Origin of the sequence: Saccharothrix ecbatanensis (assembly GCF_014205015.1) — a bacterium.
GTDB lineage: Bacteria > Actinomycetota > Actinomycetes > Mycobacteriales > Pseudonocardiaceae > Actinosynnema > Actinosynnema ecbatanense.
Genome location: NZ_JACHMO010000001.1, coordinates 5,508,069 through 5,526,144 on the forward strand (window position 1 = coordinate 5,508,069; position 18,076 = coordinate 5,526,144).

At 70.2% G+C, this 18,076-nt stretch carries 15 protein-coding genes and 1 pseudogene; 10 read left to right on the plus strand and 6 right to left on the minus strand.

The annotated features are described in order from the left end of the window. Positions 1 to 67: 67 nt before the first annotated feature. The gene (locus tag F4560_RS23155; protein ID WP_184923115.1) at positions 68 to 577 is read left to right on the plus strand and encodes a DinB family protein; all 510 of its coding nucleotides are present in this window, start codon (positions 68 to 70) and stop codon (positions 575 to 577) included. A gap of 69 nt (positions 578 to 646) precedes the next feature. Continuing rightward, the gene (locus tag F4560_RS23160; RefSeq protein ID WP_184923117.1) at positions 647 to 1,492 is read left to right on the plus strand and encodes a S1 family peptidase; all 846 of its coding nucleotides are present in this window, start codon (positions 647 to 649) and stop codon (positions 1,490 to 1,492) included. Positions 1,493 to 1,499: 7 nt separating this feature from the next. On the opposite strand, the gene F4560_RS23165 is transcribed toward F4560_RS23160, so the two are convergent. Continuing rightward, positions 1,500 to 2,804, minus strand: coding sequence for a PI-PLC domain-containing protein (locus F4560_RS23165; RefSeq protein WP_184923119.1), 1,305 nt, complete (start codon positions 2,802 to 2,804; stop codon positions 1,500 to 1,502). Between the two features lie 89 nt (positions 2,805 to 2,893). Between F4560_RS23165 and F4560_RS23170 the strand changes: the two genes are divergently transcribed. Then, the gene (locus F4560_RS23170; RefSeq protein ID WP_184923121.1) at positions 2,894 to 3,313 is read left to right on the plus strand and encodes a CoA-binding protein; all 420 of its coding nucleotides are present in this window, start codon (positions 2,894 to 2,896) and stop codon (positions 3,311 to 3,313) included. A gap of 14 nt (positions 3,314 to 3,327) precedes the next feature. Here F4560_RS23170 and F4560_RS23175 read toward each other — a convergent pair whose 3' ends face one another. Further along, positions 3,328 to 3,708 (minus strand): RidA family protein, encoded by a 381-nt coding sequence (locus F4560_RS23175; RefSeq protein WP_184923123.1) that lies wholly within the window; start codon positions 3,706 to 3,708, stop codon positions 3,328 to 3,330. Positions 3,709 to 3,740: 32 nt separating this feature from the next. Here F4560_RS23175 and F4560_RS23180 point away from each other — a divergent pair, with 32 nt between their 5' ends. Together F4560_RS23180 and F4560_RS23185 are read left to right on the plus strand one after the other, a co-directional pair. Next, positions 3,741 to 4,559 carry an alpha/beta fold hydrolase gene (locus tag F4560_RS23180; RefSeq protein ID WP_184923126.1) on the plus strand — a complete coding sequence of 273 codons (819 nt, stop codon included), beginning with the start codon at positions 3,741 to 3,743 and terminating at the stop codon, positions 4,557 to 4,559. A 78-nt stretch (positions 4,560 to 4,637) separates the two neighbouring features. Further along, entirely contained in the window at positions 4,638 to 6,713 is a 2,076-nt protein-coding gene (locus tag F4560_RS23185; protein ID WP_184923128.1) for an NACHT domain-containing protein, read from the plus strand. On the opposite strand, the gene F4560_RS23190 is transcribed toward F4560_RS23185, so the two are convergent. From F4560_RS23190 to recQ, 3 genes are all read right to left on the minus strand, one after another. Beyond that, complete coding sequence (locus F4560_RS23190) at positions 6,682 to 7,119, minus strand: DUF2269 domain-containing protein (RefSeq protein ID WP_184923130.1); 438 nt, start codon at positions 7,117 to 7,119, stop codon at positions 6,682 to 6,684. The genes F4560_RS23185 and F4560_RS23190 overlap by 32 nt on opposite strands. A gap of 348 nt (positions 7,120 to 7,467) precedes the next feature. After that, complete coding sequence (locus F4560_RS23195) at positions 7,468 to 8,253, minus strand: pentapeptide repeat-containing protein (protein ID WP_184923132.1); 786 nt, start codon at positions 8,251 to 8,253, stop codon at positions 7,468 to 7,470. Then, entirely contained in the window at positions 8,250 to 10,049 is a 1,800-nt protein-coding gene (gene recQ / locus F4560_RS23200; protein WP_184923134.1) for a DNA helicase RecQ, read from the minus strand. Before recQ ends, F4560_RS23195 begins: the two co-directional genes overlap by 4 nt. A gap of 359 nt (positions 10,050 to 10,408) precedes the next feature. Here recQ and F4560_RS23205 point away from each other — a divergent pair, with 359 nt between their 5' ends. Together F4560_RS23205 and F4560_RS43725 are read left to right on the plus strand one after the other, a co-directional pair. Next, entirely contained in the window at positions 10,409 to 12,295 is a 1,887-nt protein-coding gene (locus tag F4560_RS23205; RefSeq protein WP_184923136.1) for a DNA/RNA helicase domain-containing protein, read from the plus strand. Then, positions 12,292 to 13,965, plus strand: a complete 1,674-nt coding sequence (locus F4560_RS43725) for an HNH endonuclease (RefSeq protein WP_221483620.1) — start codon at positions 12,292 to 12,294, stop codon at positions 13,963 to 13,965. Before F4560_RS23205 ends, F4560_RS43725 begins: the two co-directional genes overlap by 4 nt. Before the next feature lie 217 nt (positions 13,966 to 14,182). On the opposite strand, the pseudogene F4560_RS46690 reads toward F4560_RS43725, so the two are convergent. Continuing rightward, positions 14,183 to 14,374, minus strand: a pseudogene (locus F4560_RS46690) (WD40 repeat domain-containing protein); the annotation flags it as partial. A 101-nt stretch (positions 14,375 to 14,475) separates the two neighbouring features. On the opposite strand from F4560_RS46690, the gene F4560_RS23220 reads away from it, so the two are divergent. The 3 genes from F4560_RS23220 to F4560_RS23230 all read left to right on the plus strand — a co-directional run bounded on the left by F4560_RS23220 (position 14,476) and on the right by F4560_RS23230 (position 17,997). After that, positions 14,476 to 15,375: an AraC family transcriptional regulator gene (locus F4560_RS23220; RefSeq protein ID WP_184923138.1), complete on the plus strand. Its 900-nt coding sequence runs from the start codon at positions 14,476 to 14,478 to the stop codon at positions 15,373 to 15,375. 136 nt (positions 15,376 to 15,511) lie between these two features. Continuing rightward, a complete protein-coding gene (locus F4560_RS23225) occupies positions 15,512 to 16,369 on the plus strand; it encodes a dioxygenase family protein (RefSeq protein WP_184923140.1) in 858 nt (285 codons plus the stop codon). 197 nt (positions 16,370 to 16,566) lie between these two features. Further along, positions 16,567 to 17,997 (plus strand): acyl-CoA carboxylase subunit beta, encoded by a 1,431-nt coding sequence (locus tag F4560_RS23230; RefSeq protein WP_184923142.1) that lies wholly within the window; start codon positions 16,567 to 16,569, stop codon positions 17,995 to 17,997. The last annotated feature ends 79 nt before the right edge of the window (positions 17,998 to 18,076 follow it).

Consider the following 18,076-nt stretch of genomic DNA (forward strand, 5'->3'; position numbering starts at 1 on the left):
GGCACGAATCGGCGCTCGGCGGCATGATGACACGTTGGCGTTAACCGCTCTCGGTAAGGTGTCGAACATGAGTTCGAACAAACGCACGTGGCCCAGCCCCGACGCCCAGGACGAGCTGCGGTTGATGACCGAGTTCCTCACCTTCCTGCGGCTCACCGCCGTGTCGAAGGTGGAGGGGCTGAGCTGGGCGGACGCCACGGCCGCGCCCATCCCGACGTCGCCGGTGGTGAGCGCGCTCGGTGCGCTGCGGCACCTGACGGCGGTGGAACGGTGGTGGCTGTCCATCGAGGTGGGCGGCGTGGAGCTGCCGTCGCTGTGGGGTGAGGACGCGGACGCGTCGTGGCGCATGCACGAGGGCGACACGGTCGAGTCGGTGATCGACGAGTACCGGGCCGAGTGGGCACGGTCGGAGCGCGCGCTCGACGGATTGGGCGCGGACGACCGGACACGCGGCGACCACGACGGCAAGGGCCGCACGGTGCGCTGGGTCCTCGCGCACGTCGTGCAGGAAACCGCACGGCACGTCGGCCATCTGGACTTCCTGCGTGAACTCGCGGACGGTGAAAAGGGCGAATGACGCGCGGGCATAACGCTTGCGGGTGAACGGCCCTGCGGTGTTCGGCGGCGGCTGATTGGATCACCGCCCATGCGCCACCTGGTTGCCTTTCTCGCCGCCGTACTCGTGTTGTCCCTGTTCACCGCGCCGGCGTCGGCAGTGCAGACGCCGGCCGCACCAGAGACACCCACAGCGCCGGCCGTCGAAATCGACTTCACCGGGATCGTGTCGTTGCGGGGCTGTTCGGGATCGGTGGTCCGGCCGCCGGAGCACGATCCGTCCGACCCGGCGATGGTGCTGACCAACGGGCACTGCGTGCGGCTCCTGGGCGTCGACGAGGTCGTCGTGGAGGAGCCTGCGGACCGGGTGTTCACCTTGCTGGACAAGGACGGCGACGGCACGCTCGGCACGTTGCGGTCGTCCGGTCTCGCCTACGCGACGATGTCCGGGACCGACGTCGCGCTGTACCGGCTGACCTCCACCTACGCCGAGGTCGAGGCGATGGGCACGCGGGCGCTGGAGCTGTCGCCGACGCACCCGGAGATCGGCATCGGCATCCGGCTGGTGTCGGGCTACTGGCGTCAGATCTACGCGTGCCACGCGGACGGTTACGTGCACGAACTGCGCGAGGACCGGTGGACCTGGCGCGGTTCGATGCGCTACACCGCGCAGTGCGACAGCAAGGGCGGCACGTCGGGTTCCCCGGTGCTGGACGCGGCCACCGGCAAGGTCGTGGCGGTGAACAACACCGGCAACGAGAACGGCGAGCGGTGCACGCTCGACAACCCGTGCGAGGTGGACGAGTCCGGCGAGGTGACGGTGCGCCAGGGCATCCGGTACGGGCAGGTGACCCACCAGCTGGCGCCCTGCCTGACCGGGGACGGCCGGGTCGACCTGACCGCCCCCGGTTGCGGACTGCCGCGACCCGCGGCTTAGGACCGGCTCAGAACCGTTCGCCGGACAGGGCCTGGACCGCCGCCATCGGGTTGCCGAGGTGGTAGTGGTCCACGGCCAGGTACGTCGGCGTCTTGCGCGCGGCGGGCTCGCAGAACCGGCGGGCGCGGTCGGCGAGCTTGCCGTTGTCGGTGGTCGCCGTGCCGGTGATCGGCACGTCCCGGAAGTGGTTCATCACGAACAGCGGCCGGAAACCGGGTTCGGTGCGGTTCAGCGGCGTGGCCCAGCGGCTGTGGCAGGACCAGTCCGACGCGCCCAGGCCGGAGCCCATCGACCAGTAGTTCTCGACCGTCCACTCCGACTGGTACATCACGCCGAACGTGTCGCGCTGCGGCGAGTCGCCCGAACGCCCGTGGTCGGTGAAGATCATCAGCCGCTTGTTGTTGGCGCGCACCGTGTTCAGGGTCGGCCAGCCGTTCGTCCGGACGCCCGCCTGGTCGGGGCGGAACAGCACGTTCGCCAGGCCGTTGACGCGGGCGAGCTCGGAGCGCAGCACCGCGGCGGAGACGTAGTCCTCCAGGAACACCGTGACGAACTCGTTCGGGTTGCGGTTGAGGAAGTCCACGATCCGCTGCACGTCCACCCACAGCGCCACCGGGCGGCTGACCCACGTGCAGCTGTTGTGGCACAGGATCGCGCCGTCCGGGGTCTGGTGGATGTCCAGTTGGAACCCGCGCACGCCGTCGCGGAGCTGCTGCTCGATCCCGCGGGCCTGGTTGGGCGCGAGATTCACGAACGGCGGGGCGAAGCCGCCGTCCACGCCGTTGGCGTAGGCGTTGTGCGTGGTGAGGAAGGTGACCTGGTCCAGCCGCCGCTCCCCCTCCACCGGCACCGGCACACGTTGGGGTGACACGGGAGTGAGGTACCAGCGGTCAGCGCCGGTGCCGATCCGCACCTGGTCCGTGCCGGACGCGATCAGGTGGCGGTCGACGCCGGGGACCTTGAGCCGGTGCCGGTCGCCGTCGAGCAGCACGTCCCACTGCGCGTCGGGGCTGGTGCACGCCATGACCACGGCCTGGTCGGCTTGGCGGCCCAGGCACTGGGTGCCTTCGCGCAGCGTGCGGCCGGTGAGGGTCCACTGCTGGCGGTCCTCGTCGCCTTTGGGTCGTCGTTGGAGGACGGACGTGCCGGAGACGCCGGCGTTCAGGCCGGTGGTGACGCTTTGGAGGTAGTAGACGCCGTCGGCGGCTTGTGCCTGTGTCTGTGCCTGCGCGGGTGCGGTTCCGGTTGCAGGTGCGGTTGCGGTCAGGGAGGCGGCGAGCGTGACGATCAGGGCTGATCGGGTGGCGCGCATCAAGAAGTCCTCTCGAAGGCTCCGCGGCGGCGGACTTCGCCAGACTAAACGCGAAAGAGGTTCATGTCAGCCCGTTCTAGGCTGGTGCCATGACCGAACCCTGGGGTGACCCCGAGAAGATCCGCCGGATCCTGGCGGACGGCGAGACCTGGGCCGTGGTCGGGCTGTCCGACCACCCGCAGCGCGCCGCTCACGGCGTGGCGAGGTTCCTCAAGCAGCACGGCAAGCGGATCGTGCCCGTGCACCCCGACGCGCCGACCGTGCACGGCGAGCAGGGCTACGCGTCGCTGGCCGACATCCCGTTCCCGGTGGACGTGGTGGACGTGTTCCGGCGGTCGGAGGCGGCGGGCGAGTTCGCCGACGCGGCGGTGGAGATCGGCGCGAAGGCGGTGTGGTTCCAGCTCGACGTGATCGACGAGGCGGCGTACGAGCGGGCCACCGCGGCCGGGCTGGACGTGGTCATGGACCGCTGCCCGGCCATCGAGTGGCCGGCGCACGGGCCGCGCTGATCACGTCCCGCTGATCAGGCGCGGCGGCGGGCGGTGACCTCGATCTCGATCCGCATCCGGGGGTCGGCCAGGCCGCACTCCAGCATCGTCGCGGCCGGCCGCACCTCGCCGAACACCGCGCGCAACGCGGGCCAGCACGGCTCGAAGTCCTTGGCGTCGGGCAGGTAGTACGTGACGCGGACGACATCGGCGAAGGCGCACTCCGCCTCGGTCAGCGCGGCGCCGATGTTGACCAGGCACTGCTCGGCCTGCGCGACCACGTCGTCGGAGATGGTCATGGTGGCGTAGTCGAAGCCGGTGGTGCCGGAGACGTGCACCCAGTCGCCGTCGACCACGGCCCGCGCGTAGCCGATCTGTTCTTCGAACGTGGAGCCTGAAAGGATCACTCGCCTCATGGCGTTCACCCTAATTGAGTAACCTGCGGGCCATGCCGATCGTCGCGCTCAACGGGATCAACCTCAGCTACCAGGTCGACGGCGAGGGTGACCTCGTCGTCATGCTGATGGGCACCGGCAGCCCCGGCCGGGTGTGGCGCGCGCACCAGGTGCCCGCGCTGAAGGCCGCCGGGTTCCGGGTGGCCACGGTCGACAACCGGGGCATCCCGCCGACGGACGAGTGCGCGTCCGGGATCGCGATCGAGGACATGATCGGCGACACCGTCGCGTTGATCGAGTCGCTCGGCGGACGGGCGCACCTGGTCGGCACGTCGATGGGCGCGCGGGTGACGCAGGAAGTGGCCCTGGCCCGTCCGGACCTGGTCTCGAAGGCCGTGATGCTGGCGACGGCGGGCCGCAACGACCACCTGCAGAGCGCCCTGTCACGGGGTGAGCGGGCGCTGCACGACCAGGGGATCAAGCTGCCGGGAGAGTATTTCGCGGCGGTGACGGCGGTGCTTAACCTGTCCCCCGCGACGCTGCGTGACCCCAGTGCGGCGCGGGACTGGCTGGACCTCCTGGAGCTGAACGGTTCCACCGTCGGCAAGGGCGTGCGGGCGCAGATGGGGATGAACGAGACCGAGAGCCGGCTCGACGCGTACCGCGGGATCAAGGTGCCTTGCCTGGTGGTGGGCTTCGCGGACGACCGCGTGCTGCCCACGTACCTGGCGCGCGAGGTGGCCGACGCGATCCCGGGCGCGCGGTACGCGGAGGTCGCCGACGCGGGCCACTTCGGTTACCTGGAACAGCCGAAGGCCGTGAACCGGCTGCTCGTGGACTTCCTGAAGGCCCCGGTTCGACACGGATCGTGACCGGTCGACCACGGGAACCCTTCTACCACCTCGCTCCGAACGCCGTTACCGTCGAGCGCGACTTGGCGGAAGGGGCACATGGACGCGCGACGGCTCGGCCGGACCTCCCGCCTGATCGCGCTGATCGGGCTGGGTGCGGTGACGTGCCTCGTGCTCGTCCCCGTCGCGGTCAACATGGCCACGGGTGGGTCGGCGCTGGACGTGCTCGGCCCGTACGCGGCGTGGTTGTGGCCGGCGCTGGCGGTGCTGTGCGCGCTCACAGTGTGCCTCGCGGCGTGGGAACCGCTTCGCTCGCTCGTGCTGCAACGGCGTCCCTCGCACTCGGCTAATCGGCGTGCGGCGCTGGACTTGGTGGAACGGTTCGTGCGGGCGCGGGTGGACGGGTCGTTGGCCGAGCAGGTGCGGCTGAAGCTCGGTGTCGTGCCCCGGGTGGGGCCGCGGCTGCCTACGCGCATCCGTCACCCGTTGATCGTGGTGGGGTCGCCGGGGGCGGGGAAGACGACGTTGCTGCTGTCGCTCGCGGAGACGTTGGCGGCTCGGGCGCGGCAGGACCTGAGCCTGCCGGTGCCGGCAGTGGTGGACCTGGGCGGGTGGCGGCGGGACGACGACTTCGGCGAGTGGCTGCTGCGGGCGTTGTCGTCGCGGTACCGGATCGGGGCGCGGCTGGGGCGGGTGTGGCTGCGGCAGGGCAACCTGGTGCTGTTGTTCGACGGGCTGGACGAGTTGTCCCCGGCGGACCGGGTGGAGTGCCTGGCCTGGATCACCGCGTTGAAGCTGCGGGAGGTCGTGCTGTGCAGCGCGGGTGACGAGTACCAGCACTTGCCTCGTTGTGACGTGGTGCGGGTGGATCCGTTGGGGCGTAACGAGGTCCTGGATCTGATCGCGGCTTGTGGTCCGCGGTTGGATGGGCTGCGTGAGGCTCTGGAGAAGGATCCGGAGCTGTGGGACGAGGTGCGCACGCCGCTCGCGTTCGGGCTGCTGGCTTTGGCGTATCGGGCGGGGCGTGCGGAGTACCGGGGAGTGCTGGAGACGTACCTGGTGGAGTCGGTGGCGCGTGATCCTTCCGGCTCTTCGGGTTCTATTGGTTCCTCGGGCTCTTCGGAGCGTTCGGTGCGGGCTTTGCGGTTCCTGGCCCGGATCGCCAGGCGTCAGGGTGATCTCCAGGCGCGGTCCCGGTTGCCGTCGCGGGAGGTGTGGCTGGACTTCGTCGGCACGGACGTGGTGTGGCGGCTGTTCCGCCGGGCCGCGCCGGGTGCGTTGGCGGGTGCGGCGACCGCGTTGTGCTTCGTGGTCGGGGTGCGCCTGGGTCTGGTGGCGGGCGTCGTCACCGCTGTCGCCACGCTCGGTGTGCCGCGCAGTGCGTTCATCGCGGTCCGTGGTGATGTGCGGCGGGGAAGGCGTTGGGCGGTAACGGGTTTCGTGGTTGGGGCGTTCGTCACCGGTGGTGTGGCGGTGCTGGGCGGGATGCTCGGTGGGCTGGTTTCGGGGTGGCCTCCGGCGGTCGGGTACGGGGTGGTCGTCGTGGTCGCGCTGCTTGTCGCGTACGGCAACACGCGTGACCGGTACTGGGCGTTGGCGTGTGCGTTGGTGCCGGTCGGGGTGACTGTGGTGACGGGGCCTGGCGCCGAGCTGCCGGTCGGTCTCGGTATCGGGCTGGCGTCGGGGGCGGTGGTGGGTGCGTTCGTCGGTGGTCTGCGTGGGGTGTGGGCGGGTCTGCACGCGCGGGGCGCCATCGGGCTGCGGTGGTTGCCGGTGGCGGGCTTGGTCGGGGTGGGGCTGGCGGCGCTCGCGGGTGCCGCGGTTCGTCCTTCGGCGTTGGGTGCGGTGACCGGTGTGCTGCTGGGGCTGGCGGTGACGCCTGTCGTGAACCGGCCGTTCGACGTGGTGGCCGGGCTGCTCGCGCGGCCGTTGGCGCTGGACGAGTTCCCGTTGGGGCGCAAGGCGATCCTCCAGTCCGCGCGGGACCGGGTGCTGTTGGTGGACGAGCACCGGTTCCCGCACGACCTGGTCCGCGACCACCTGGCGTCGTGCGATCCGGTGGAGGTGGCGGCGGGTGTCGAGCGGCGGCGTGCCGAGCTGGGGCGTGCCGAGTTGGGACGTGCCGAATTGGGGCGTGCCGGGCTCAGCCCCACCGCGTCCGACCCCACGGCTTGAACACCGACAGCACGGTGTTGAAGGTGTAGAGGGTCAGGGACACGCAGCAGGCGACCAGGACGTCGCTGCCGGCCGCGACCACTCCGCCTGCGGCCTCGTGCAGGCCGGAACGCAGGGAGAACGTCGTGGCGATCACGGCGATGACGGTCAGCACGAACTTCACCAGCACCCAGCGGTGCTTCACCAGGCCCCACTTCGTGCCCAGGGACAGGACGACGCCGGTGACCAGCGCGGTGAGTGCGAGCGGTAACACGACGAGGTCGCCGAGCAGTGACATGGCTTGGTAGAGCTGGGGCGCGTCGAACGCCGCCAGTGCGAGCACGAGCATCCCGATCGTGACGCCGAGCCAGCCGACGGACGAGATGACGTGCAGCAGCAGCCACGACTTCCGCAGTTTCGGTTTCATGCCGCACAGCGTGTCCCGCCTCACCCCCTCACCGCGTCCGCCCGACAGCGGCACCCCCACCTACGCCCCCCGACGTACACCGCGAGTCGAACCCCCAGGTCCCGCGTGTCGAACACTCAAGCCCCGTGAGTCCTACGTTCGCGTCGCGCGAGTCCTACGTTCAGGACCCCTGAATTCAACGCTCAGAACACAGGTCAGCCGGCCCGAGCTGTTCTGAGCGTTGAATTCGGGGTACGGGAACGTAGGACACGGTGGTCCTGAAGGTACGACTCACGGGTCTTGAACGTAGGACTCACGGGGTCTGGAGGTTCGACACGCGGGGTCTGGAGGTTCGACTCGCGCGGAGGGTTACGGCCAGTGAGCGGGGTGGGTCAGGGTGGTGGGGAGTTTGGTGGCGCGGGAGCCCTTGGCAGCGTCCACCTGGGCCTGGGTGAGGAAGAGGGCGCCGGTCAGGTCGGCGCCGGAGAGGTCCGCGCCACGCAGGTCGGCGCCGATGAAGTCCACCAGGCGCAGGTCGGCCCCACGCAGGTCGGCGCCGATCAGGTACGCCCCGCGCAGGTTGGACGCACGCAGGTTCGCGCCCTTCAGCTCCTTGCCGATCAGGTCGGCGCCACGGCGGTTCTTGCCCTTGCCACGGGTCAGCTCGCTCGCCTTCAGCAGCAGCGCGTTCGCCTGCTCCCAGTACGGGCCGACGTCCACAGCCAGCAGCTCTTCCGGCGAGCCGGCGGTGAGCGCTTCGATCTTCGCCTTGAGATCACGGGCAGCGGGGTGCAGTGCGCGGGCCTTGTCCAGGGACCGCACCTCGGTCAGGTACCAGAGCAGTTCGTGCAGCTGCCGCATCACCGGGAACACGTCGAACATGGTCGCCGCCGACGCCGGGTCGTCACGCCAGCTCGTCCCGCCGAACGTCACCTGCGCCACCTGCTGACCGGCGCCGAAGCAGTCGTACACCGTGCAGCCGGTGAACCCGGACTCCCGCAGCTTCGTGTGGATGCCGCAGCCGAAGTCCGCGAGCAGGTTCCGGCACGGCGTGCGCGCCGGTTTGTCGATCGCGAAGTCGACCGACTTGGCGAACGCGGGCACCACGCAGCACAGCGCGAAGCAACGCGAGCAGTCGGCACGGAGGTCGTTCATGCGCTCAACGTGTCCAAGATCTGCTGCCCGTACTTCGCCAGCTTGTTCTCGCCCACGCCGTTGACCGTGCCCAACTCGTCCAACGTCGACGGCCCGGACGTCGCGATCTGCCGCAGCGTCGCGTCGTGGAAGATCACGTAAGCCGGGACGCCCTGCTCCTTCGCCGTCGCCGCGCGCCACGCCCGCAGCCGCTCGAACACCGGCGTCGCCTCGGCCGTCAGCTCCACCTGCGCCGCTGCGCTCTTCGTGGTCTTGACCTTGGCCAGGCGCTCCGGCTCACGCCGCATCAGCACCTTGCGGCCCTGGTACAGCACCTCGTCGCTGCCCGGCGTGACGACGAGCGTCGAGTACTCGCCCTCCACCGCGATCAGCCCCTGCGCGAGCAGCTGCCGGATCACCCCGCGCCAGCCGCTCTCGTTCAGCTCGGCGCCGATGCCGAACACCTTCAGCTGGTCGTGGTCGTGCTGGATGACCTTCGCGGTCTTGCGGCCGAGCAGGATGTCGATCGTCTGCCCCGCGCCGAACTTCTGCCGCCGCTCGTTGCGCAACCGGACCAGCGTGGACAGCACCTTCTGCGCCGCCACGGTGCCGTCCCACGTCTCCGGCGGCACGAGGCACGTGTCGCAGTTGCCGCACGGCGTGCTGGACTGGCCGAAGTAGTCGAGCAGCCGCACGCGGCGGCAGTCGACCGTCTCGCACAGCGCGAGCATCGCGTCGAGGTGGGCCATGAGCTTGCGGCGGTGCTGCTGGTCGCCCTCGGAGTCGTCGATCATCTTGCGCTGCTGGACGACGTCCTGGAGCCCGTACGCCAGCCAGGCGGTGGACGGCAGCCCGTCCCGGCCCGCGCGGCCCGTCTCCTGGTAGTAGCCCTCCACGGACTTCGGCAGGTCGAGGTGGGCGACGAACCGCACGTCCGGCTTGTCGATGCCCATGCCGAACGCGATGGTGGCGACCATCACCAGGCCGTCCTCGCGCAGGAACCGGGACTGGTTGCGCGCGCGGGTGCCCGAGTCGAGGCCGGCGTGGTAGGGCAGGGCCGGGATGCCGTTCTGGGTGAGGAATTCGGCGGTCTTCTCCACCGAGTTGCGGGACAGGCAGTAGACGATGCCCGCGTCGCCCTTGTGCTCGGTGCGGAGCAGTTCCAGCAGCTGCTTCTTCGGCTCGTTCTTGGGCACGATCCGGTACTGGATGTTCGGGCGGTCGAAGCTGGCGACGAAGTGCTTCGCGTCACCGAGCCGGAGGCGTTCGGCGATCTCGGCGTGGGTGGCTTGGGTGGCGGTCGCGGTGAGCGCGATCCGGGGCACCTCCGGCCACCGTTCGTGCAGGTGGGAGAGGGCGAGGTACTCGGGGCGGAAGTCGTGGCCCCACTGGGAGACGCAGTGGGCCTCGTCGATGGCGAAGAGGGCGATCTTGCCGCGCTCCAGCAGGCGGGTGGTCTGCTCGGTGCGCAGGCGTTCGGGGGCGAGGTAGAGGAGATCCAGCTCACCGGCCAGGAACTCGGCCTCGACCAGCGCGCGCTCGTCCGGGAACTGGGTGGAGTTGAGGAACCCGGCGCGGACGCCGAGGTCGCGCAGGGCGTCCACCTGGTCCTGCATCAACGCGATCAACGGCGAGATGACGACGCCCGTGCCGTCGCGCACCAGGGAGGGGATCTGGTAGCACAGCGACTTCCCACCCCCGGTGGGCATGAGCACCAACGCATCGCCGCCCGTGATGACGTGGTCGACGATGTCCTGCTGCTCCCCGCGGAAGGACTCGTACCCGAAAATCCTTCGCAGCACCTCTTGCGAAGCCATCGCGCGATCCTAACTGACCCCTCCGACACTCCCTTCGGTCCGACCCTTGAACCGGTTCCGGCGATGCCGCACGAAGTACCGTGCCGACCGCTCGTGGAAGGCGTCCGTGACCCGGCACCGCAGCAGTTCAAGGTTGCAGATCGAGCGTGCCACCCGTGGCGGCGGCGAGCACCGCGCCGTCGTCGTCCACCGAGACGTGGCCGAGCTCGAGGAGTCGGTCGCAGCCGAACGAGCACGCGAGCATCGCAATGAGCGCCTTCCGGCCGTGACGGTGCTGGTCCCAGGCGGGATTCGCGATTCATGCGTTCCTTGGTGGGGCTCTCTGGTAGCTGTAGATCATGTACGTCCACTGCGGGCAGGTGGGTGAGACCCGTGAGGCGATGCGGTCGTCACCCCGCCGGTTCACGCGCGAGTGCGCGGATCGCTTCGAGGAGCAGCACGGGGAACCGCCGGGAGCGGCCGAGCTGCGGAGTTGGACCAACAGCTGGCCGGTGCTGCTGGACGCGCTGGACCGGGCCGGGCAGGCCGGGTCGTGGCTGCTCCTGGAGTACACGCTCGCGGGCAGCGCGGAACGGGTGGACGCGCTGGTGCTCGGCGCGCGACCCCGCGGCGGCCTCACCGGGGTCGTGGTCGAACTCAAGCAGTGGAGCCGCTGCACCTGGACGTCACCGCTCGAGGTCGCGTTGGACGACGTCGTCCGGACACACCCCTGCCGCCAGGCGTTCGGCTACACCAGCCACCTCGAGGGTTGGTTGGAGGAGGCGACGCTCGACCTCGAGTACCGGGGCGTCGCGTTCCTGCACAACGCGCCGGTCGACGTGGTGCACCGGCTGCGACACGCCGTGGTGGACAGCCACGGCAGCCGAGACGTGCCGATCGTCGGCCAAGCGGACCTGTCGGGAACGGACGGCGGCGAGCTGGCGCGGCTGCTGCGCTGCGAGGACCTCCGTCCGCCAACGTCCGAGCAGGTGGACAAGTTCGTCAGGGCCAGGCAACGGCCGTCGAAGTCGGTGTTCGAGGACCTCGACAACATCCTGTCGCAGAAGTCGGAGTTCCGACTCCTGGGCGACCAGCAGACGGCGCAGGTCCGCGTCCTGCGCACCCTCGACCCGGAGCGGACGACGAAGCGGCAGGTCATCGCGGTCACCGGCGGTCCCGGCACCGGGAAGACCGTGATCGCGCTTCGGCTGCTGGCCGACATCCCACGCATCCAGTCGCCGCGTGGCGAGGTGCAGACGCGATTCATCACACCCTCCGGCACTTTGCGCCGGCAGTTGGTTCGAGCCACCGAACTCCCTGGGGCGAAACAGCTCTTCCTGGTTCCGGACAGCTTCCGCCCCAGCCGGTCGGACGCCCACGTCATCCCGCTGATCGACGAGGCGCAGCGGCTGCGCCGGAGCGACCGCACCCTCGATCGGCTGATCCATTACTCGCCCGTGAGCGTGTTCTTCCTCGACGAGCGGCAGGTCATCCGGCCGAATGAGGGGGTCAGCGTCTCGGAGTTGGCACAGACCGCCGAGAGGTTCGACGCCGAGTTCACGCACATCACGCTGACCAGCCAGTTCCGCTGTGGCGGCTCGCAGCGGTACCTGAACTGGCTGGACCGCCTTTTCTCGGTGGACGGCGAGGCCGAGCCGTGGGTGCCGGGCCAGTACGAGGTGGGTTTGGCGGCGAATCCGGACGAGCTGTCCGCGTGGATCCGCGCACGCGGTCGTGGCGGGCGGACGGCCCGCATCTCCGCCGGCTTCTGCTGGGAGTGGAGCAAGGACGGGGTCAACCGGCCGCTCAGCGAGGATGTCGTGATCGAGTGGACCGACGAGCACGGCGGGCCGCGCACCTGGCGGCGACCGTGGAACTCGATGATGACCCGGATGGACGGCGATGCCGTCACGGCGCCGCAGAGGGAGTTCTGGGCGACGGACGCGGGTGGCGAGAACCAGGTCGGGTGCGTCTACACCGCGCAGGCGCTCGAGTACGACTACAGCGGCGTGATCATCGGTCCCGACCTCGTCCGCCGGGACGGCGAGTGGGTCGGCCGGCCCGAGCACAGCCACGACGACGTGATGGAGAACGTCGCTCCCGACGCGTACCGCCAGTTGGCCCTGAACACATACTGGGTGCTCGCAACCCGGGGCACCTCCGGCTGCCGATTCCACTCCACCGACCCGGAGACCCAGGACTTCCTGATGGGCCTGTTCGCCTCGCGCCAGGAATTGTCGGACCCCTCCCTTACTCTGCGTCCATGAGCTACCGGGACGTCCGCGGCCAAGACGTGCTTGCTGCGATCGCGCGGTTCGACGAGGTGGGCCGCGACGCCTTCCTCGAGCGGTACGGGTACGACAAGGCGCGCCGCTTCGTCGTGGTCCACAACGGGAAGCAGTACGACTCGAAGGCGATCGTCGGGGTGGCGCATGAGTTCCTGGACGGCCGGGCGCTCACCCCCGGCGAGTTCAGCGGCGGACACGCGACCGTGGGCCTTCACCTGCGCGGGCTCGGGTTCGTGGTGCAGGAGCGCCGTGATCCGCAGCAGCTCCTGCTGCAACCGCGCGGCGGCGCCCGTGACGGCGGGCCGGGAAACTTCAAGCGGACCATCGAGAAGGGGGTCCGGCTCGCCGACCACGCCGACGCCTTCGGCGAAGACCTCGCCGAACTGCAAGCGCTGTACCGCGATGGAACGGCGAAGCTGTGGGGCAACACCCCGCCGGCACCGGCAAAGCAAAACAGCTTGAAGGCGAAGGCGATCCGCGGCCGGCGCGTCGGTGACCGCGTGCTGTTCTACGCCAAGCGCACGTTCATCGCCGAAGCGGTGATCCTCAAGCTGTTCCACAACCCGGCCGCCGCCCGTTCGATCTGGGGCGCCGACAAGACCGGTGAGACGTTCGAGCACATGATGGCGCTGGGCGATGTGCGGTTGATCCGGGAGGACGCGACCGACCTGGTCCTCCGGGCGACCAGACAGGAGACGCTGCGCTCGGTCACGCTCGTTCCCGCAGGGAAATTCGTCACGCCGACCGAACAGCCGAAGCCGACAAAGCCGTCGCCCGACGGCCCGTTCTCCGTCGAACAACATATGACGGAGCTGCTCACCCTTCACAGCCCGGAGCGGAGCGCGAAGAGTGAATCGGTCGCCTTGCTGTGGACGATCGGCCAGGTCGGGGACAAGCCGCGGCTGCACCCCCTGTCGACGTTCCGGCAGGGGGTCTCCATGGTGCTCACCGCCTGCGGGGTAGAGGGCGCCGACGAGGTGGAACGCCCCTTCTACGACCTGAGACGGACCAGCTTTTGGCGGATCGATCCTGAGGAGACCCCTTCGAGCGCCGCGAATGCGCCGGAACCGAGGGCCGGCTTCACCGACGAGTTCCACCGGCTCCTGATGGACGTCTCTTTCCGCACCAAGGCCATTAACGCACTGCGTTCTCGGCACCTCGACGACATCGAGGACCATGAGAGCCTCTTGGCGAGCGTGGGCCTCGGTGACTACCTGACGGTCAGCGGTGGGCCTCAGCGCGACGCGGACACCCCTGGCGAACGGCGTCGGCGGCCCAACCAAGGGTCGTCGGTCGTCCGCGACCCGAAGGTGGTCAAGAAGGTGAAAGCGCTGTACGACCACACCTGCCAGTTCTGCGGCACCCGGCTCAGCACCGGGTTCGGCTACTACAGCGAGGCCGCGCACATCCGCGGCCTCACCGTGCACACCGGGCCTGACGACCTGGAGAACCTGCTGTGCCTGTGCGCGAACTGCCACGTCCAGTTCGACGGGTACGGGCTGTACGTGGACGAGGACTACGTCGTGCGCCGGGTGCGCGACCGGGTGGAGGTGGGCAAGCTCCGCGTCGTGCCCGATCACCCCATCGACGCCGCCCACATCACCTACCACCGCGAACTGTGTGTGATCGCCCCTCCGACTTCCCCTTGAGGCGACGAAGTCGCCACACCTGTGAGGCCAAACACCGGTGTGGGCTCGGCTGACGGCCGAGCCCGCACAAGGGGCGTTAGGCGGCTCGGGTGGCGAGGGAGCGTTACAGGACCACCGCCAGCGGCAGGAACGTGCCGCTGACCGATCACCGTCCCCAGCACGGTCCCGCATCGCCCGTGAGAAGAGTCGTTCCTGGAGTCGCCTCGACGGGGTGGGGTCAGGAGCAGGACGTGGGCTGCGGCCGGTTGGTTCCGACGAACACGCTCCACTCCTGCGCGGTCAGCTGTCGCTGTGCGATCCGGCACGCCAGGGCCCGCCATGTCGACCGGTCGGTGTCCCACAGCAGTACCGAGCCGTCCTGGCCGGCGGATGCGAGGTGACGGCCGTCGGGGCTGAACGCGAGCGCGGTGACGTGCCCGTTTGCCGCGCCGTGTTCCCACGATCACCCGACCGTGCCATGGTGACCGCGACGAGAATTGGTCTGGACCTTCAGGCGAGAGGATCGGGACGATGCGCGGCACCACCGTGCCACCGGGAACGCCCTGCCGGACGCCCCGCGAGGGCGAGTTGCCCGTGCACCGGCTGGAAGTGCCGCTGCCGAACGCGTTGCCGTTCGCCGTCGGCACGTTCGACACGATCGGCCCGCTGTCGCGCGCGGCGTTCCCGCACCGGCACACGTTCCACGAGATCGTGCACGTCACCGGCGGCATCGGCACGCACGTGGTCGACCTCGCCCGCTGGGAGCTGCGCCCGCCGCACCTGTGCGTGATCGCGCCCGGCCAGGTGCACCACTGGGAGGACACGCGGGACCTGACCGGGTCCGTCCTGCTGTTCACCGACGACTTCCTGCTCGACCACCCCGCCGACCGCGAGCTGCTGCGGCGGTTGAGCGAGCGCCCGTGGCTGACGCTGGACGAGCCCGCCCACGCCCGAATCGCGCGCCTGGTCGCCGAGCTGGACGACGAGTACCGACGTGGTGAGGCAGGCGTCGAAACGATCCTGCGCGCGCTGCTGCACGTGCTCGTGGTGCGTGCGGCCAGACTGCGCGCGACGCCGGCCGCACCGCCTCCGGCGCGGGCGGGTGCGGTGGCGGAGGAGTTCGTCCGGCTGGTCGGCCGCACGGACCACGCGCTGTGGTCGGTGGGCGCGTACGCGGAGCGGATCGGCGTCACGCCCGGCTACCTCACCGAGGCGGTGAAGGCGGCGACCGGGCGGACGCCGTCGCAGCTCGTCCGGGAAGCGCGCACCCACGAGGCGAAGCGGTTGCTGGCCAAGACGGACCTGACCGTGCGGCAGGTCGCTGTCCGGACGGGCTTCGCCGACCCTGCGTACTTCTGCCGCTTCTTCCGCCGGGAGACGGGCCTGAGCCCCGGAGCCTTCCGCCGCGGCGGCGAAACCCGTTCACCGTGACGCATTCACAGTCAGGACACCGGCAACAGCGACCACGAGGATCACCACGAACCGCGGTTCCAGTCCATCGTCGTGGCCGGCCGGCGTCCCTAGGTTCGGGGTGGATTCCTGGCGAACCCACCCACGAGGAGCAGGTATGGACGCATCGAAGGACAGCGCACCGGACAGCGCACCGGACGACGCGACGGACGCCCACCTCAGTCGCAAGACCGTGCTGCGTGCCGCGCTCGCCGCCGGGGTCGCGTTGCCCGCGGCGCTGATGGGAGTGCCCGCGCTGGCCCGCACGGTCGGCCCGGACGGTGGCCCGCTGGACGTCACCCCGGCGTGCGACGACGGCGACGACCCGACGCCACCGCAGATGGAAGGCCCCTACTTCAAGCCGAACTCGCCCCGCCGCACGTCACTGGTCGACGGCAGCACGCCGGGCACCCGGCTCACCGTCACCGGCTACGTGTTCGGCCTGGCCTGCCAACCGCTCGGCAACGTGCTGCTGGACTTCTGGCAGGCGGACGTCAACGGCGTCTACGACAACGCCGGCTTCCGCTTCCGCGGCCACCAGTTCACCGACGCCGCGGGCGCGTTCACGCTGACCACGATCGTGCCCGGCCTCTACCCCGGCCGCACCCGGCACCTCCACGTGAAGGCTCAGGCGCCCGGACGCCCGGTGCTCACGACCCAGCTCTACTTCCCGGGCGAGCCGCGGAACAGCACCGACAGCCTCTTCGACCCACGACTGCTGATGGCGGTGCGGACCGTGGGCAGCGGCCGTGAGGCGAAGTTCGACTTCGTGCTGAACGTGTCGCAGACCAGCACCACCAAGCCGACGTCCACGACCACGTCGTCACCGGGCGGCGGCACGTGGGCGGCGGGCACCAACTACGCGACCGGAGCACACGTCACCTACGGCGGAACCGGGTACGTGTGCCTGCAAGCCCACCTCGCCCAGCCTGGCTGGGAGCCGCCGAACGTGCCCGCCCTCTGGCGCGCGGGGTGAACGCCGGGTAAGAAGCCGGGTAAGAAACGGATGACCGACGCCAGAGCCAAGCCACTCGCATCCCCCTCGGTGTGCCGACCGCACCGAGGGGAAGTGGCCCCCATAGGGGTGGGTGCAGGGGGTTTTCTGGGGTTCCCCCCACAGTCGTGGGCGGTCATATTCCGTCTTTGACACCATCCTGCATACCCGGGGGACCCATGACGGCGCAGACCGTGCCCGCCCACGTCGACGCTCGCGTTGTCGAGCCCGATTTCCGCGCACCGTCAGTCCGGCTCGGCCGGCTGCTGGACGAGGACTCCGCACAACCGCTGCACGAAGCGGACGACAGCGGCGTGAGCGCGGTGAGCGGCCTGATCGACGGCCGACCCGTGATCGCCTACTGCACCGACGCGACGAAGATGGGCGGCGCCCTCGGCTGGCCCGGCGCGATGCACATCGTCCGCGCCATCGAGACCGCCGTCGAGCAGCTCGTCCCGGTCATCGGCCTGTGGCACTCCGGCGGCGCGAAGCTCGCCGACGGCGTCGAGTCGATGGACGGCGTCGGCCGCATGTTCGCCGCGATGACCCGCGCTTCCGGCGTCGTGCCGCAGATCTCCGTGGTGCTCGGCCCGGCCGCCGGCGCCGCCGCTTACGGCCCCGCCCTGACCGACATCGTGGTCATGTCCAACGACGCCCGGATCTTCGTCACCGGCCCGGACGTGGTGAAGACGGTCACCGGCGAGGTGATCGACATGGAGGGCCTCGGCGGTCCCGTCGCGCACGGCCGCAAGTCCGGCGTGGCGCACATCGTGGTCGACACCGAGGAAGAGGCCTACCGGCGCACGCGTCGGCTCACCGGGTTCTTCAGCCGGCCCGGCGAGATCGAGGTGGCGTCCGCGGGCGAGCCCGACGACCTGAGCGCGTTGCTGCCCGAGTCGCCGCGCCGTGCCTACGACGTGCACCCGGTGATCAACCGGCTGCTGGACGACGCCGTGTTCGAGGAGCTCCAGGCCGGCTGGGCGCCGAACGTCGTGGTCGGCCTCGGCCGGCTGTGCGAGCGGACCGTCGGCATCATCGCCAACAACCCGCTGCGCAAGGGCGGCTGCCTCGACTCGCTGTCGGCGGAGAAGGCCGCGCGGTTCGTGCGGATGTGCGACTCGCTCGGCGTGCCGCTGGTCGTGCTCGTGGACGTGCCCGGCTACCTGCCCGGCGTCGGCCAGGAGTGGGGCGGCGTCGTGCGGCGCGGCGCGAAGCTGCTGCACGCGTTCGCCGAGTCGTCCGTGCCCCGGATCACCCTGATCACGCGGAAGTCCTACGGCGGCGCGTACATCGCGATGAACTCGCGTTCGCTGGGCGCGACGGCCGTGTTCGCGTGGCCGGACGCCGAGGTCGCCGTCATGGGTGTGGAAGCCGCCGTGGGCATCCTGCACCGCAAGAAGCTGGCCGCCGTCGCCGACGAGACGGAGCGCGCGGAGCTGCGCGAGAAGCTGATCGAGGAGCACCGCCGGATCGCCGGCGGCGTCGACCGCGCGATGTCGCTCGGCGTGGTGGACGAGGTGATCTCCCCGGACGAGACCCGGGTCAGGATCGCGAAGGCGCTGGCGAACGCGCCGGCCGGCCGAGGGCGGCACACGAACATCCCGTTGTGAGGTGACGATGTCGAATCGCGAACTGACGGCCCTGCGGGCGTTGATCGACCAGGCCCGCACGCACACGGACGCCTTGCGC